This window comes from Photorhabdus sp. HUG-39 (genome assembly GCF_963878365.1).
Classification (GTDB): domain Bacteria; phylum Pseudomonadota; class Gammaproteobacteria; order Enterobacterales; family Enterobacteriaceae; genus Photorhabdus; species Photorhabdus kayaii.
The window spans coordinates 25,974-40,955 of the sequence record NZ_CAWNWY010000042.1 but is presented as its reverse complement, the minus strand read 5'-3'; the positions used below and the strand labels follow the sequence as shown (position 1 = coordinate 40,955).

Genomic DNA, 14,982 nt, shown 5'->3' with positions numbered 1-14,982 from the left:
AGACTGGCAGCATCACGCTTAAACTCTGTAGAAAACGTACGACGTTGTCTTGTCATTGAACACCTCTTTTAACTAACGTGGTAATCTTACCACTTAAATGGGTGTCCGGTTTTATTAGACCACTACAACCTGAAAGATAACGGGTATAAATCCTTGAATTAATGAAGGGCTTATGGTTGCTCCCCTTGTGTTTCATTTATCCTTCGAAAAAAGCAAACCATAGGCTCAACACGATCTTCTCTACTCACTCTTTTGATCATCAATTAATCGATGAAAGAAAAATAGCCAAATAACCTCATTCCTGATAAATAACTTTTCAAAATAGTAGAACACTTGGAGGGAACTCAGTCCAATTTTTGCAATCTGATCAATTGTAAATAATCCCAAACCACTAAACGGACTGAGTTATGCCTATCATAGCACCTATACCCCGCAATGAACGACGCCAGATGAAAAAAATTATCCAGAACACCCGAGATAAAGATTATGCTCGCAGGCTCATGGCCATATTGATGCTGCATCGAGGCGAGTCTGTCTCTCTGGTCGCCAAAACCCTTTGCGCCAGGCGTTCTTCTGTCTATCGCTGGATAAACTGGTTGACTTTATATGGTCTGGAAGGACTCAAAAGCCTGCCTGTGGGCAGACCCGCTGTCTGGAATTTAATCCCGCTTTATCCTTTACTGTCTTTTTTATTGCAATATTCTCCCCAGCAATTGGGTTGCCTGCGTTCTCGCTGGAGTCTTGAGTTTTTTATAATTAAAATCAATGAATTATTAAACATAAAATTATCCATCAGTACCTTCTATCGTTACTTACATAAAATGGATATCGTGTGGCGAAGGGCAGCCCCGACGCTTAAATTACCCGATCCCGAGTACCCTGAAAAAATGGCGAAAATTACCGAGGCATTGTCAAAGTGTTCAGAAAAACATCCCGTTTTTTATGAAGATAAAGTCGACATTGAGCTGAATCCAAAAATCGGTGCTGACGGGTATTTAAAAGGGCAACAGAAACGTATAGTGACACCAGGAAAAAACCAAAAACATTATTTTGCAGGTTGCCTGAATGTTCAAACGGGAAAAGTGACTTATGCTGACGGGTTAAATAAGAATTCTCAGTTATTTATCAATGTATTGGAAGAACTTGAACGCCAGTATTGTCATGCTGAAACCCTCACTTTGATTTTGGATAATTACAGTATCCATAAAAGCCGACGGGTCAGAGATTGGCTGGCTTGTCATCCTAAATTTAATCTGTTGTTTTTACCTGTTTATTCACCCTGGCTGAATAAAATTGAGCGTCTGTGGCAATCCTTACATGAAACGGTGACACGAAATCATGGCTGTCAGTATATGTGGCAGTTGCTTGAGAAAGTGAAAACGTTTTTAAATTCATGTCCCTACAGGAATAGCAGAGAATAAAAAGAGTGAGTGTATTATAATTATGAAAAGTTATTTATTTATTACTAAGTCATGCTCTCCCTGCTGACTGGGGTAGCACCCCACTTCGTTTAACCTGCCATAATCATTTAAAAATGAGAATACAGAAGTATTAGGAATACTATATCGAGGACAGATTTAATTCAATAAGTGCAATTTTTTAAAAGAAGATTTAATTGCATTTACTATGCGAATTTAAGGATATTAAAGTTATCTTTGCTATTTTTTGCTGTCGTTTAACTTTGTTATATCCAATTGAATTATTGAGAAGATTTCCAGTCCCGATACTTTTTTGTGAATCGCTTTTCGGTACTGGAAGAGCTGACATTGAGAACGATTGATTTTGCATTGGCAAGATCAAGGATAGTTTAAGAGCCGTGAAGGGGGAAATGTCACCTCTTGTCATGTCAGGTGTCAAGATTTAGGCCATTGTCTGGCGGTATGTAGTACACGGAGAATTCTTACTATTCTGCCTGCAACGTCATAAATTAATGTGTAATTTTTGTGGGCCACTAACTCACGAGTGCCGTTAACCCTGCCTGGACGACCAGAGTCGGGGTGATTAGTTAGATAACTGGCTTTCTCTGAAAAAAGTTCATCAAGAGCTAATGCTGCTAAAGGGTTATTTACCTCAATGTAGTTATATATTTCCTCACGGTCTTGAATGGCTTCTGGCGTCCAAAATAATTGCATTACTTGGCCTCAAAACGGCGGAGTGTAGCTTTGCGGCGGGCTAAAAATTTAGCCTCAACTTGGTCGGCTGGCACTAGATTACCGGCATCGGCAGAAGCTTGGCCTATTTCTATTTGCCTGCGGAGCCAAGCATCGTGGACGCTCGCTTCTTGTTGCTGACGCACGAAATCGCGCATGAAGTCACGTAGTAGTTGTGCGCCTTTGCGATCGAGTGATTTCGCTGCTGCGGTAAAGTCATTTTTCAGGGCATCATCAACCCTAAAGGTAAAAGTAGTTTCGCTCATAGCTAATGATTCCATCGTAATGTGTTACAAAGTAAGTACAGTGTAGTACTTAAATGGGTGGAATACTACCTTTCGCTTCTAGATCGACGAGGCTTTTCTGAATTTAGTCGACCATAAGCTGGCCGATACGGCAGTCGTACAGCGTAGCTAGTTTCTCTAGAGTAGATCGACGAGGCTTTTCTGATTTTTCCCACTGAGAGACAGCAGACTGACCGACACCTAATTTTTCTGCAACTTCTGATTGTGACAAGTCGCGATAAACACGCCAAGCAGCAATGATACTAATTTGTTGTTCAACCATGATCCCAACTACTTCATGTGGGATAGTTTCTTCATCATTTTCACCTACTTCATATGATACTGATACATAATCTTCATCTCGATCAGACAGGGCTAGTAGACGTTCATACTCCGCTATAGGCAAAATTACTGATTGCCGTACACCGTTTTCGTCAGTAATAAAGTTGATTCTAGGCATGGAATTTACTCCGGTTAAATTAAATTTAATCAATATAATACAATAGATTATGATTTTTCCTTGCTATTTTTTGCTAATAGGTGTTTGTTTGTCTGCGTTTTACTTCTTTGACTTCGATGATCACAGGTTCACCGTTAATTACGTCAAATAAGATGCGATAATCACCTACTCTTAATCGATACTGGTTTTTGCTGCCGCTCAGCTTTGTTATATCCAGTTGAACTATTGGGAAGCTTTCCAGTTCCGATACTTTTTTGTAAATCGCTTTTTGGTACCGGATGTCGATCTTGGCTAACTGTTTAGCAGCTCGACCAGACCAAACCACTTTGATCATTTTTTCCCTTATCGATTAAAAAACAGATCTATTTTAGATGAGACTAATATTAGATTAAAAGTCTGATATTGACAATGAAAATCTAATTTTTATGTCCATTTTTCTAATGTAAGAATAGTAAGTCTAATAATCAAGTAGTAAGCTAATAATGTTAACTACAGAGATATCTCTATAACTGACATTGAGAACGGTTGATTTTGTATTGGCAAGGAAAGACAGCCTAGGAGACGACTGTCAGGGAAGAGAGGGCTACTTAGTCATACAGTTTAGAGTTTTTCTCCATTAACGGCTGACCAATGATAAGGTTGTAATTCACGTATGGTTTTAAATAACAGCTCGTTTTTCTCATTAGTCACCGCCGCTTTTACGGAGCCTCCCCAATGAACCAGACGTTCCCGACATATTCCACAGGGTGACAAAATGATATATTCACAACCGGCATCTTCACGGCAGAGACATATAGAGTGCGTTACCGCTTCATTCAGTTTATGGGCCTCTAAATAGGCGCCAACTTCCATACAAAGAGATAATGCGTCATTTTTGGTATCAGGGGCAATGCTGGTTAAGATTTTGCCCGATTCTGTCCGTACCGCGGCAGCGCCACCCCATCCTTTGGGGTATCGTTTTTCAATTAAGTTAACTGCGGCATTATATAACTCTTGTTCTATATTCATTAATTTACTGCTCCTATCTCGTTAGCTTATTTTATTTTTCTGGGTTAATAAAATAGTACAATTTATATCATATAAAATACGGATGGTTTTTTCCAGGTAGACTTTGTTTTAAATAATATTTTTAAATAACCATCCCACTGATAATGACCGCCAGTCGATTAAATAATTCACTAAACATACGTTCGGTAAATGGCGCTAACATCGGGATTAAAAGTGTGAGTACCAATATTCCGGTAGTTAGTGTTAACGGAAAACCGACCACAAAGATGGAAAGCTGTGGTGTCATCCGGTTTAAAATCCCCAATGATAAATTCAGTGTTAATAATAGTGTTATCAATGGTAGAGCCAGCATCATGCCGTTGATAAATATCATGCTGGCGCTTTGTGCTAGCAGTAAAAATCCTTGAGCGCTGAGTTGCAGTGGTTGTACCGGAAGAATCTGGAAGGTGTCTGCCAGAACCGATAATAGCCATAGGTGACCATCAAAGGCCAGAAATAACAGTAAGGTCAAGAGGTTAAAGATTCGTGCCAAAATAGGCATATTGGGGCCGCCGGAGGGATCAAAAAAGGTAGCGAATGAGAGCCCCATTTGTAAACCAATCACTTCACCGGCATGACGCACGGCTGCAAAGGCAATTTGCATTGTCAGGCCAAGTGATGCCCCAATTAAGATTTGCTGGAGCATCACCCAGAATGCCGCAACAGAGAAAATAGGCACTTGCGCAGGTTGCAGGTTTGGCATCAAGAGCAGTGTTACCATCACGGCTAGTCCGATTTTGACTTTCTTAGGTGCCTGTTTTTCACTGAATAATGGCGCAGTACTGAACAGCGCAAGCACCCGAACCAGCGGCCAGAAAAATTCACTGACGAACTGGATCAGCATTTCACTGTTAAAAGAGATCATAACTAGCCAATTATCACCGGTATGCTGCTGTAGAGTTCACGCATGTAGTCCAGCAATAGGTTTAGCATCCAAGGACCGGCGATAACGGTAGTGACAAATACCGCCAGAATTTTGGGAATAAATGATAGTGTCATTTCGTTAACTTGTGTTGCAGCTTGCAATAAGCTCACAATTAAACCACATAATAAAGCCGCTAACAGCAACGGCGCAGCTAGCGCCAATGCGACTTTCATGGCTTCTGTTCCCAATGCCATTACTGATTCAGGAGTCATAATGTTTGCCTCTTTTCAGGTCAACCGTAAAAACTTTGTGCCAGAGAACCCAATAGTAATTGCCAGCCGTCAACTAAGACAAATAGCATGAGTTTAAAGGGCAGTGAGATGGTTGCAGGGGGGACCATCATCATCCCCAACGCCATCAATACGCTGGCGACCACCAGGTCAATAATCAAAAATGGAATAAACAGGGTAAAACCAATCTGAAAAGCGGTTTTCAATTCGCTGGTAATAAATGCCGGCATTAATACTCGCATAGGAACAGAATCGGCAGTTTCAAATGGCGGCTGATCAGCAAGACGTGCAAACAGCGCTAAATCGTTTTCCCTTGTCTGACGCAACATAAATTGCCGTAACGGCTTGGCGCCATTTTCTAACGCGGTTTCCAGACTAATTTTATCTTTACTGAAAGGCAGATAAGCATCTTGATAAACTTTATCGAAAACCGGTGACATAATGAAAAACGTCATAAATAACGCCAGTCCAAGTAAAACCTGATTAGGCGGTGCCGATGGGGTGCCTAAAGCATTACGCAATAAACCCAACACGATAATAATGCGGGTAAAACTGGTCATCATGAGTAGGGCTGCGGGAATAAACGTCAGCGCGGTAATGAAAACTAATGTTTGAACCGGTAGTGACCAACTCTGCCCACCGTTTGCCAGCGGTTGACTGATGATGCCCGGTAACTGTGCCGCGGCATCTATCGGTAAAATAAGCGCGGCGAGTATCATCCCCAGGCGGCATGACAATGCAAACTTATCCCTTATAAAGAGAGAACTACTTTTTTTCATCATCTTTGCCTTGTCGCATCAGCGTATTTTTTAAAATCTGACCAAATAGTGCCGGTTTTATAGTTTGTTCTTCGGTGGTATCACGGTGGGATTCAGGTATTGGCATCTGGTGTAATAAATTAATTTGCTGAGCAGTGACACCTAATACCAGCCAGTTATCTTCAATTTCGACAATGACGACACGTTCACGTTGTCCCAGAGAGCAACTGGCTTTGATACTCAATTGTTGCTGAGTTTTCCCTTTGTTGGAAAACAGCCCTATACGGCGTATTAGCCAAGTGAGGGTGAAAATCAATAGCAATACCCCCGCCAGCGCACTACTGACCTGCATCAACGTCTGACCTGCGGGAAGTGGCGCGGATGTGGCGACTTGAGTAACCGCTTGGGTTTGCGCGGCAGAACCTGCCGCGCCATTATGCAAAGAGGGCTGGAAAGCCATATTAACGACTCAGGCGACGCATACGTTCAGAAGGGGTGATGATATCAGTGATACGGATACCGTATTTATCGGATACAACCACAACTTCACCCTGAGCAATCAGATATCCATTGATTAAAATATCCAACGGCTCCCCGGCAAGGCCATCAAGAGAAACTACTGAACCTTGAGATAATCTCAGCAGTTGTTTGATGGTCATTTTTGTTCGGCCCAATTCTACGGATAATTTAACCGGAATATCCAGAATCAGGTCGATATCCGATAAGTGAGCCAGTGTATCCTGAGGCTCCAGAGATTCAAAAATTGCCGCGCTACTGTCAGAGGTTTGTTGTTGCGCGGCCTGTTGTTCCAGAGCTTCTGCCCACATATCTTCGGCAGATCCGGTTGAAGCGGTATCTGTGGGTTGCTTAGCATCACTCATTGGGCTGTTCCTCATCCAGAGCATTTAAAACAGGGTTAATAAGATGTTCGACACGCAGGGCATATTGCCCGTTTAATGTTCCGTACTGACTGGTGAGCACGGGCACACCATCAACGTGAACGATCAGGCGTTCGGGTTTATCAATAGGTAAGATATCGCCCGGCTGAAGTTGCAGGATTTTTGACAGCCTCAGCGGGATATCAACAAAGTTAGCGACCAATTCCAGCTCTGAATGCTGAACCTGTTTTACCAGGCTTTCTCGCCACAGGCTGTCTTCTTGCCGGGCATTTTCCAATGGTGGATTGGTCAGACGTTCCCGTAGTGGTTCGATCATGGCAAACGGAATACAGATATTAAATTCACCACTCAACGCACCAATTTCCACTTGAAATGGCGTTGTCACCACAATATCGTTCGGTGATGTTGTAATGTTGGTGAATTTCACCTGCATTTCAGAGCGAATATATTCCACTTCAATTTTGAAAATGGCGCTCCAGGCATCACGATAGGAATCCAATGCCATGCGTAACATCCGGTTAATCACTCGCTGTTCAGTATGGGTGAATTCACGACCTTCTACTTTGGTCGGGAAACGTCCGTCACCACCAAACAGGTTATCTACCGCGATGTAAACCAGGCTTGGTGCAAATGCAAACAGCGCTGTTCCTCTTAGCGGTTTCAGATGAACCAGATTAAGGTTGGTCGGTACTGCCAGGTTACGGGCGAATTCATGATAAGGCTGAATTTTTATTGCGCCGACGGTAATGTCAGGACTACGGCGGAGCATGTTAAACAACCCCATCCTAAAATGACGAGCAAAGCGTTCATTAATAATTTCCAGTGCTTGCAGACGTTCCCGAATAACACGACGTTGGGTATTGGGATCATAAGGGCGAACCTCATTTTCCCCGGACGCGGTATTTTCTACGTCGTCACTGGCACTGTCGCCATTGAGCAGAGCATCAATCTCTGCCTGTGAAAGAATATTGTCACTCATGGTGATTATCGCAGAATAAACGTGGTAAACAGCACATCGGTGATGACCTGATCCGGTTCACCGGGTACCAAGGTTGGGCGAAGTGTTTGCTTGATGTCGTCCATCAGACGCAATTTACCGCTGTCATGAGCCAGATCGGCTGATTTTTGGCGTGATAATAGCAACAACATACGACTACGAACTTCCGGCAGATACTCGTGGAAACGCTGGCGAGTTTTTTCATCAGCTAAACGTAAAGTCACACCAATGTAGAGCACTCGGTCAAAGTGATCTTCATTGTCGATCAGGTTGACGGTGAAAGGCTCCAGAGTCATAAAGACAGGGACTGCTATGGCTTTGGATGCCGCGGAGTCACTCTCTTTTGCCTGTTTAAGTGCCCACCAACTGTATCCCCCGATGGCGGCACCGATAACGGCAATCAGTACTAACAGTATCATCCCAAATGGATTTTTGCGTTTATGCTCGTAGCTATAGTCAGACATGGACAGACAAATTCCTGTTTTTGTTGCGGATAAGTGTCCACGCATTCCATAGTGGGCTGACTTATCCATCAATATCGATAATCATTATCCCGCGTATTTCCGCAGGCAATAGCTGGAACAAACGGGGAAAAAACGACTAACTCGTTCGTTTGTTGTGAAGCTACTTGCCACTATCAGGCGAAAATATCCACACCTCCTCGGGCGGACGCGAGTTGATGAGGTGTTAAATGTACTGTGGATTCAGTGGCTGAGTGATTTTCCGAGGTGGCATCAGCATTGCGACTTGCGGTTCCGCCTGAATGTTGTGAATCAGAGCGTTGTTCTTGTTGCCACGGGCTAGCGTTATCACTGCTGACACTGCTTTGGGTCAGTTGAATACCACTTTCTGCCAGTGCATGGCGAAGTCCAGGTAATGCCGCTTCCAGTGCTGCCCGGACATGGCTGTGAGCCGATGCCAGATGTAATTGTGCTTGATTATCTTCAACGGACATGCGGATTTGCAAGGCACCTAGTTCTTGTGGATGCAGGCGCAGCTCTGCCTGTTGCAGGCCGTTGCGGTTGAATAAAATAATTTGTTGGTTTAATTGTTGTTGCCACTCTTCACTACCTAACTGGGCATTCAGTAAGAGGGTAGAGGTACTGGATAACTGAAACTGGGCGGTCTGATTGTGTCCTGCGGAGAGCAGGGGAGAGGTTGCCACAGAGGAGATTTGCCCGATTTGCTGATTTTCAGTGGCGGTCGGTGCGTGCTGGATCTCAGCTTGAGCGGTAGTTTGAGTTAATGCTGATTCGCGTGGATGGGGCTGAGTTGTCGTTTCATGCTGGATAGTTGCGACAGCAATCTTGGGTTTTACTGAAGAATGTTGCACCAGTCTGTTTTCAGGTTTGGTTTTAAAAAAGGTTTCTGCTTTTTCTTCTTCTTGTTTTGGTTGTTCTGCAATCTCTGTCAGAGGATTCTCTTCAGCCGATAATCCTGTAATGGCTAATTCTTTCGCGCTAATTTGACGGTTTTTATCATTATGCTTGATGAGTCCGTCAGGTTGGAGGCTACTTTTCTGGTTTTCTGATTTGATGGCTAACCCGGATAATTGTATGGGTAAACTTGCCGCCAGCTCTTCTGCTGACATGAGTTTCTCATCAACAGCAACCGGTTGTTTGTTTGCATCTGCTTTTACATCAAGGGGAATCAGCGAGGAGGTAATAGGCTCCGTTGGTATTTCATTGGAGGTAGATAATTCATTTGCGATAGACAATTCGTTTGGGACAGACAATTCGTTTGGGACAGATAATAATGGCGACAAATCGTGGTCTGTATCATCAATAATCTCTTCTCCTTCTTTGGATGATACTTTTCCTGGTTTGACCCCGCCTTTCTGCGCCAGTTCGGTTTCCAGATTAAGAAATTGAGCAAAAGCCGAAGGTTGATCGGCATCAGTGAGTGAATTACTGCGCGTTGGTTGATTTTCTGTCGGTTTCAGGTCGGCAGGCAAAAGAGTGAGATTCATTATTTATTTCTCCGTTGTGCGCTACGTTGGGCATATTCATCCATCTGTTTCTGTTCCGTTCTGTTCTGATGTAATCTTCGGTTGTTATCTGCCCGTTGTTGCAAAGTATCGAAGGCATTAAGGCGCTGTTGTTTTTCCCGCCACTGTGATAAAGCCGTATCAAGCCGCTGTTGCCATTGATTAAGCTGCAATTTGTGCTGTTCAATCGCTTTTTCCAGCGTTTTCATGAATTGCTGATAATTTTGCCAAGTGGTACATGGCATACCATTACTCAATGTGTCATTTAGGCGTTCCCGGTATTCATCCTGATAGCCCATCAACGTTACGAGTTGTTGCTCCATTTGCTGATAGTTCTGACGAACTTGTGCTAAGTGAGTGGCGGCTTTTTCCACTGCATTTTGTGCAAGGTCACGCAAGGTTATGAGAGGTGATTGTTGCTGCATCTTATTCCTCGCTTTAATGGCAACACCCAGAAAATCGTTACGTTATGTAGGTAACAACTGTTGTAATTGAATGCAGGCAGCTTCATATTCACTACGCTCTTCAATATCTTGCTGTAGAAATTGTGCCATGTAGGGATAAAGCTCAATGGCTTTGTCCAATAGCGGATCACTGCCAGCCGCATAAGCACCGACGTTAATCAGATCACGGTTACGCTGATAGCTTGCGAGTAGTTGTTTGAACTGCTGTACCCGCCGGTAGTGCTGCTTATCAATGAGTGCGGTCATCGCGCGGCTGATAGAGGCTTCAATATCAATTGCCGGGTAATGCCCTGATTCTGCCAGCGAACGGGAGAGGACGATGTGACCATCGAGAATTGCTCGGGCAGCATCGGCTATCGGGTCTTGCTGATCATCACCTTCGGTGAGTACGGTGTAGAACGCGGTAATCGATCCACCGCCATTCACCCCATTGCCTGCACGTTCCACGAGTGTCGGAAGTTTGGCGAAAACCGAAGGCGGGTAGCCTTTGGTTGCAGGAGGCTCGCCAATGGCTAGGGCAATTTCACGTTGAGCCATGCTGTAGCGGGTCAATGAATCCATAATTAGCAATACATGTTTACCCCGGTCACGAAAATCTTCAGCGATACGGGTAGCGTAGGAGGCACCTTGCATGCGCAACAGAGGTGAGATATCGGCGGGTGCGGCGACAACCACTGAGCGGGCTAAGCCAGCGGCGCCGAGGATGTTTTCAATGAAATCTTTAACTTCGCGGCCACGTTCACCGATCAAGCCAACGACAATCACATCAGCTTGTGTGTAACGTGCCATCATGCCAAGCAGAACACTCTTACCGACCCCGGAACCGGCAAACAATCCCATACGCTGCCCACGGCCTACGGTCAGTAGGGCATTAATCGCTCGTACACCGACATCCAGTACATCACTGATTGGTGTACGTTGCAGAGGATTGATTGGCGGTGTGGTGAGTGGGGCACGATAGCCGGTATCTGGCGAAGGAAAACCATCCAGTGGACGACCGGCGCCATCCAAAACTCGCCCTAACAGTTCCGGGCCAAGCGGTAACTGGCGTCCACTGCCACAATCTTCACTGTATGGGCGGGCGTATACACGGGCGCCGGGTACAATGCCTTCCAGATCTTCAAGTGGCATGAGGAGAAGTTTTTCGCCATTAAAACCGACAACTTCACTTTCAACTTCTTCAATATTGCTGCCATTTTGCCGCTCAATCAGGCAGGTTGCTCCGAGAGGTAGATGTAAACCCGTTGCTTCCATCACCAGCCCGGTCGCTCTGGTCAGACGTCCATAACGACGCACTGGTGAAGTTTTCTCCAGTTTCTGCTCAAAAGCATCCAGTGTCGCCAGCCAGCGCCCGAGTCTTGCTGTCATTACAATTCCCCCGGTGCGGCCAGCCGGCATAACTCATGCCAGCGAGTGGCCAAACTAGCATCTAAATCGCCTTCATCGGCACTGATTTTGCAACCACCAGGATGCAGTTTGTTATCTGCCAGTAAGCGCCAGCCGTGTAATGAGAGCGTATTGCCTAATTGTTGTTCAATCATTGGCATATCTCGTGGATGAACCCGCAATTGGGGTTTTCCACTCAACATTGGCTCCTGTTGAATAAATTCACGGATCTGATTGAGCAGGGCAGTGCCATCACAAATCGCCGGTTGACCTAAGATCTGTTTTGCAGCGGTCAGTGCTAGCTGCATCAAGCGGGAGGCAATGATCGTGTCAAGCCCTTCCAGTGAGTGTTGGAAATCCGCCAGCAGATTTTGCCACTGTTCGGTGATAGGTTGCTGTTGCTGAATAGCATCTTTTCGCCCCTGTTCCAAACCGGCCTCTAAGCCGGTCTGGTAGCCTTTTTCATAACCTTGCGCTTGACCTTCGGTAAATCCCTGTTCATGGCCTGCTTGTCGAGCCTGTTCTTTCAGGTTATCCAGCATTACCGCCTGTTCAAGGATTTCATTGTGCTCAGAGTCTTCCTGTGAGTCATCAACGGGCTCTGGTTTGGCCCGTAGTTTTTCCCACTGTGTGAGTTCGTTTGGTTTCCAGGGTTGCCAGTCAGCATTGTTTAACTTATCAGACATAGCTATCGTCGCCACCATTTAGGATAATCTCACTGTTTTCTGCCAGACGACGAACAATAAGCAGAATCGCTTTCTGTTCGCTTTCCACTTGCGACATCCGCACCGGACCACGGTTTGCCAGGTCATCGCGCATAATCTCTGCGGCACGTTGAGACATATTGTTGAGGAAATGATCGCGCAGTTGCTGGTTGCAGCCTTTCAATGCAATGAGCAGGGAGTCAGTCGTGATTTCCTGCAACAGGCGTTGGATACTGCGGTCATCCACATCGATAAGGTTTTCGAACAGGAACATTTCATCGATGATTTTTTGTGCCAGTTCATTATCGTAGGCACGCATGGCTTCGATAACATTCTCTTCTTGCTGACTTTTCATCAGGTTGATAATTTCAGCCGCAGTACGAACGCCACCCATTTTGCTACGCTTGAGATTCTGACCGTCTAACAGGTTATTGAGCACTTCTGTCAGTTCAGCCAGTGCCGCTGGCTGTACGCCACCAAAAGTTGCGATACGTAGCATGATGTCGTTGCGTAATTTGTCATCAAACAGCGCAAGGATATCGGCTGCTTGTCCACGATTTAAGTGAACCAGAATGGTGGCGATAATCTGTGGATGCTCTTCACGGATCATATCGGCTGCCATTTGTGGTTCCATAAAGTTGAGGGTCTCAATACCAGTGGTGGTTTCACGGGATTCAAGAATATCCTCAAGCAGACTGGAAGCGCGTTCTTCACCTAGCGCTTTAATTAACACCGAGCGTAAATAGTCACTGGCGTTGATACTCAGTGCTGCATACTGGCCGGCATCTTCTTCAAATTCTGCCAATACATCCACCAGTTGCTGGTTAGAAATTTGGCGCATGCCTGCCATTGTGATACTGAGTTGCTGGACTTCCCTGGAGTTTAGGTGTTTAAACACCTCAGCCGCCTGATCTTCTCCCAGGGTCATTAACATGACGGCGCTTTTTTCTGTTCCGTTCAGGCTCATTGTTCGTTACTCATCCATTGACGGATCACCAGTGCCACTACGCGAGGATCTTTTTCTGCCAGCTCGCGAATGCGTTGGCTTTGAATTTCAGCACTGACTCGTTGACGTGTCAGTTTCTGGCGCGTTTTTTCATCCATTTCTGCACTAGATTCAGTCATTTGTTTTTTCTGAACTTTCTGTGCTTCAAGGGCGGCTTTTTCCGCAGCGCGTTTTTTGGCAAGTTGAGGCACAACCATTTTGCGCCACAGCAGCCATGCCACCAGAATCAATAGCAGGTAGCGGCCAAAATCGAAGGCTTTTTCCAACAGAACCGGATTCTGCCAGACAGGGATAACCTCGATATTTTCTTTGCTTTCAGTAAATGGCGTGTTAACCACATTTAAGCTGTCGCCACGCTCTTTAGAAAAGCCCATTGCTTCTCTGGTCAGCGCTTCTATTTTTGCCAATTGCTCAGGGGGTAGTGCCTGAGTTTCCGGGCCATTTTTGCCTTCCACCGTGGCATAATTGACGACAACAGCGACAGATAAGCGTTCAATACCGCCGGCTTGTTGTTGCACATGGCGAATAGTTCGGTCCACTTCATAGTTTGTGGTTTCGTCACGGCGGTTATTGCGATTACTGTTGACCGTGCGCACGTTACTACTACCAGCGGATGAGGTTTTCTTATCGCCCTTGTCGTTTTTGTTGTTCTCTTTGGTATTTGGCTTATCAATCGGCGCACTCGGTGGAGGGCTCGGTTGATTGGAAAGCGCACCGGGAATACCGCCAACCTGAGGGCCGCCACTCTGTTCGCTCTCGCTTAACTGTTTTGAGCGAACCGCCGCCTGATTTGGTGGCTGATTAGGTTTATATTCTTCCGCTGTCTCTTCACGACGGGAAAAATCCACCTGTGCCGTCACTTGTGCGTGAACGTTACCACGACCGACAACCGGAGCCAAAATCGCTTCAATACGATGTTGGAAGCGGTTCTCTACTTCCTGAATGTATTTCAGTTGACTGGTGTTTAGGTCGCGACCGGTAGCGTCGGCTTGGGTCAACAGACGTCCAGCTTGATCAACGATGGTGACATTGCTCGGCGGTAAGCCGGCGACACTACTGGAAACCATATGGACGATGGCATTTATCTGGCCTTCATCCAAAGTGCGGCCTTGTAATAGCCCAACGGTAACGGAGGCTGAAGGCGATTTCTGTTCACGGACAAACAGCGAGGGTTTGGGGAGTGCAAGGTGAACACGGGCATTTTGCACCGGCCCCAACGATTCAATGGTGCGTGACAGTTCACCTTCCAATGCCCTTTGGTAGTTAACTTGCTCACTAAATTGGCTGATCCCAAACTTTTCTTTATCGAGTAGTTCGAATCCCGCAGCTCCACCCTTAGGCAGCCCTTGTTGTGCCAATCTTAGCCGTGTCTCATGCACCTGTTCGGCAGGGATCATGATAGCAGCGCCATTTTCGGCAAAACGGTAAGGGATATTTAATTGGGTTAATTGGGTGACAATATCGCCACCATCTTTATCGCTCAGATTACTGTAAAGCACCCGATAATCGGGGCTGCGTAACCACAGGAAAAGGGCAATGACAATCGCAACGGCTGCGCTGCCGGCAACTAATAATGGCACTTTAGGATCAGCTTTTATCTGGTTAATGATAGCACTGAAACCTTTAGTTTGATTTTCAACGTCGGTTGTTGCGGCACTCATAGACGATCCTTGCCTTGCTGTTCA

19 protein-coding genes are annotated in these 14,982 nt (G+C 45.5%); 1 reads left to right on the top strand and 18 read right to left on the bottom strand.

What is annotated here, in order from left to right; translation table 11 throughout:
• Nucleotides 1–407 precede the first annotated feature (407 nt).
• On the top strand, nucleotides 408–1,421 hold the full coding sequence (locus tag AAC155_RS20945; RefSeq protein WP_113043999.1) for an IS630-like element ISPlu10 family transposase: 1,014 nt from the start codon (nucleotides 408–410) through the stop codon (nucleotides 1,419–1,421).
• Nucleotides 1,422–1,853: 432 nt separating this feature from the next.
• Here AAC155_RS20945 and AAC155_RS20940 read toward each other — a convergent pair whose 3' ends face one another.
• The 18 genes from AAC155_RS20940 to fliF all read right to left on the bottom strand — a co-directional run bounded on the left by AAC155_RS20940 (nucleotide 1,854) and on the right by fliF (nucleotide 14,958).
• The gene (locus AAC155_RS20940; RefSeq protein ID WP_113043998.1) at nucleotides 1,854–2,132 is read right to left on the bottom strand and encodes a type II toxin-antitoxin system RelE/ParE family toxin; all 279 of its coding nucleotides are present in this window, start codon (nucleotides 2,130–2,132) and stop codon (nucleotides 1,854–1,856) included.
• Nucleotides 2,132–2,416, bottom strand: coding sequence for a CopG family ribbon-helix-helix protein (locus tag AAC155_RS20935; RefSeq protein ID WP_011146195.1), 285 nt, complete (start codon nucleotides 2,414–2,416; stop codon nucleotides 2,132–2,134). The genes AAC155_RS20940 and AAC155_RS20935 overlap by 1 nt, the downstream gene beginning before the upstream one ends.
• 103 nt (nucleotides 2,417–2,519) lie before the next feature.
• On the bottom strand, nucleotides 2,520–2,894 hold the full coding sequence (locus tag AAC155_RS20930) for a helix-turn-helix domain-containing protein (RefSeq protein ID WP_113043997.1): 375 nt from the start codon (nucleotides 2,892–2,894) through the stop codon (nucleotides 2,520–2,522).
• A 73-nt stretch (nucleotides 2,895–2,967) separates the two neighbouring features.
• Nucleotides 2,968–3,228, bottom strand: a complete 261-nt coding sequence (locus AAC155_RS20925) for a type II toxin-antitoxin system RelE family toxin (RefSeq protein ID WP_112895984.1) — start codon at nucleotides 3,226–3,228, stop codon at nucleotides 2,968–2,970.
• Between the two features lie 266 nt (nucleotides 3,229–3,494).
• A complete protein-coding gene (locus AAC155_RS20920; RefSeq protein ID WP_113043996.1) occupies nucleotides 3,495–3,902 on the bottom strand; it encodes a cytidine deaminase in 408 nt (135 codons plus the stop codon).
• A 121-nt stretch (nucleotides 3,903–4,023) separates the two neighbouring features.
• A complete protein-coding gene (gene fliR / locus AAC155_RS20915) occupies nucleotides 4,024–4,806 on the bottom strand; it encodes a flagellar biosynthetic protein FliR (RefSeq protein ID WP_113043995.1) in 783 nt (260 codons plus the stop codon).
• A 2-nt stretch (nucleotides 4,807–4,808) separates the two neighbouring features.
• The gene (fliQ, locus tag AAC155_RS20910) at nucleotides 4,809–5,078 is read right to left on the bottom strand and encodes a flagellar biosynthesis protein FliQ (RefSeq protein ID WP_049581963.1); all 270 of its coding nucleotides are present in this window, start codon (nucleotides 5,076–5,078) and stop codon (nucleotides 4,809–4,811) included.
• Between the two features lie 20 nt (nucleotides 5,079–5,098).
• On the bottom strand, nucleotides 5,099–5,815 hold the full coding sequence (gene fliP / locus AAC155_RS20905) for a flagellar type III secretion system pore protein FliP (RefSeq protein WP_113044000.1): 717 nt from the start codon (nucleotides 5,813–5,815) through the stop codon (nucleotides 5,099–5,101).
• A 46-nt stretch (nucleotides 5,816–5,861) separates the two neighbouring features.
• Nucleotides 5,862–6,314, bottom strand: coding sequence for a flagellar biosynthetic protein FliO (fliO, locus tag AAC155_RS20900; protein WP_113043994.1), 453 nt, complete (start codon nucleotides 6,312–6,314; stop codon nucleotides 5,862–5,864).
• Between the two features lies 1 nt (nucleotide 6,315).
• On the bottom strand, nucleotides 6,316–6,735 hold the full coding sequence (fliN, locus tag AAC155_RS20895) for a flagellar motor switch protein FliN (protein ID WP_112876880.1): 420 nt from the start codon (nucleotides 6,733–6,735) through the stop codon (nucleotides 6,316–6,318).
• Nucleotides 6,728–7,732 (bottom strand): flagellar motor switch protein FliM, encoded by a 1,005-nt coding sequence (gene fliM / locus AAC155_RS20890; protein WP_112876881.1) that lies wholly within the window; start codon nucleotides 7,730–7,732, stop codon nucleotides 6,728–6,730. The genes fliN and fliM overlap by 8 nt, the downstream gene beginning before the upstream one ends.
• 5 nt (nucleotides 7,733–7,737) lie before the next feature.
• On the bottom strand, nucleotides 7,738–8,214 hold the full coding sequence (gene fliL, locus AAC155_RS20885) for a flagellar basal body-associated protein FliL (protein ID WP_113043993.1): 477 nt from the start codon (nucleotides 8,212–8,214) through the stop codon (nucleotides 7,738–7,740).
• 173 nt (nucleotides 8,215–8,387) lie between these two features.
• Nucleotides 8,388–9,719: a flagellar hook-length control protein FliK gene (locus AAC155_RS20880; RefSeq protein ID WP_113043992.1), complete on the bottom strand. Its 1,332-nt coding sequence runs from the start codon at nucleotides 9,717–9,719 to the stop codon at nucleotides 8,388–8,390.
• Nucleotides 9,719–10,162, bottom strand: a complete 444-nt coding sequence (gene fliJ / locus AAC155_RS20875) for a flagellar export protein FliJ (protein ID WP_113043991.1) — start codon at nucleotides 10,160–10,162, stop codon at nucleotides 9,719–9,721. Before fliJ ends, AAC155_RS20880 begins: the two co-directional genes overlap by 1 nt.
• A 42-nt stretch (nucleotides 10,163–10,204) precedes the next feature.
• Nucleotides 10,205–11,569, bottom strand: coding sequence for a flagellar protein export ATPase FliI (gene fliI, locus AAC155_RS20870; protein ID WP_113043990.1), 1,365 nt, complete (start codon nucleotides 11,567–11,569; stop codon nucleotides 10,205–10,207).
• Nucleotides 11,569–12,273, bottom strand: coding sequence for a flagellar assembly protein FliH (gene fliH / locus AAC155_RS20865; protein ID WP_113043989.1), 705 nt, complete (start codon nucleotides 12,271–12,273; stop codon nucleotides 11,569–11,571). The genes fliI and fliH overlap by 1 nt, the downstream gene beginning before the upstream one ends.
• Nucleotides 12,266–13,258 carry a flagellar motor switch protein FliG gene (fliG, locus tag AAC155_RS20860; RefSeq protein ID WP_113043988.1) on the bottom strand — a complete coding sequence of 331 codons (993 nt, stop codon included), beginning with the start codon at nucleotides 13,256–13,258 and terminating at the stop codon, nucleotides 12,266–12,268. The genes fliH and fliG overlap by 8 nt, the downstream gene beginning before the upstream one ends.
• Nucleotides 13,255–14,958 carry a flagellar basal-body MS-ring/collar protein FliF gene (gene fliF, locus AAC155_RS20855; protein ID WP_113043987.1) on the bottom strand — a complete coding sequence of 568 codons (1,704 nt, stop codon included), beginning with the start codon at nucleotides 14,956–14,958 and terminating at the stop codon, nucleotides 13,255–13,257. The genes fliG and fliF overlap by 4 nt, the downstream gene beginning before the upstream one ends.
• Between the last annotated feature and the right edge of the window lie 24 nt (nucleotides 14,959–14,982).

Coding starts and splice junctions, on each gene's coding strand:
- AAC155_RS20920 (WP_113043996.1), bottom strand. CDS start 3,902: ATGAATATAGAACAAGAGTTATATAATGCCGCAGTTAACTTAATTGAA.
- AAC155_RS20925 (WP_112895984.1), bottom strand. CDS start 3,228: ATGATCAAAGTGGTTTGGTCTGGTCGAGCTGCTAAACAGTTAGCCAAG.
- fliQ (WP_049581963.1), bottom strand. CDS start 5,078: ATGACTCCTGAATCAGTAATGGCATTGGGAACAGAAGCCATGAAAGTC.
- fliI (WP_113043990.1), bottom strand. CDS start 11,569: ATGACAGCAAGACTCGGGCGCTGGCTGGCGACACTGGATGCTTTTGAG.
- AAC155_RS20880 (WP_113043992.1), bottom strand. CDS start 9,719: ATGAATCTCACTCTTTTGCCTGCCGACCTGAAACCGACAGAAAATCAA.
- fliR (WP_113043995.1), bottom strand. CDS start 4,806: ATGATCTCTTTTAACAGTGAAATGCTGATCCAGTTCGTCAGTGAATTT.
- fliH (WP_113043989.1), bottom strand. CDS start 12,273: ATGTCTGATAAGTTAAACAATGCTGACTGGCAACCCTGGAAACCAAAC.
- AAC155_RS20945 (WP_113043999.1), top strand. CDS start 408: ATGCCTATCATAGCACCTATACCCCGCAATGAACGACGCCAGATGAAA.
- fliL (WP_113043993.1), bottom strand. CDS start 8,214: ATGTCTGACTATAGCTACGAGCATAAACGCAAAAATCCATTTGGGATG.
- AAC155_RS20940 (WP_113043998.1), bottom strand. CDS start 2,132: ATGCAATTATTTTGGACGCCAGAAGCCATTCAAGACCGTGAGGAAATA.
- fliF (WP_113043987.1), bottom strand. CDS start 14,958: ATGAGTGCCGCAACAACCGACGTTGAAAATCAAACTAAAGGTTTCAGT.
- fliN (WP_112876880.1), bottom strand. CDS start 6,735: ATGAGTGATGCTAAGCAACCCACAGATACCGCTTCAACCGGATCTGCC.
- fliM (WP_112876881.1), bottom strand. CDS start 7,732: ATGAGTGACAATATTCTTTCACAGGCAGAGATTGATGCTCTGCTCAAT.
- fliJ (WP_113043991.1), bottom strand. CDS start 10,162: ATGCAGCAACAATCACCTCTCATAACCTTGCGTGACCTTGCACAAAAT.
- AAC155_RS20935 (WP_011146195.1), bottom strand. CDS start 2,416: ATGAGCGAAACTACTTTTACCTTTAGGGTTGATGATGCCCTGAAAAAT.
- fliP (WP_113044000.1), bottom strand. CDS start 5,815: ATGATACTCGCCGCGCTTATTTTACCGATAGATGCCGCGGCACAGTTA.
- fliO (WP_113043994.1), bottom strand. CDS start 6,314: ATGGCTTTCCAGCCCTCTTTGCATAATGGCGCGGCAGGTTCTGCCGCG.
- fliG (WP_113043988.1), bottom strand. CDS start 13,258: ATGAGCCTGAACGGAACAGAAAAAAGCGCCGTCATGTTAATGACCCTG.
- AAC155_RS20930 (WP_113043997.1), bottom strand. CDS start 2,894: ATGCCTAGAATCAACTTTATTACTGACGAAAACGGTGTACGGCAATCA.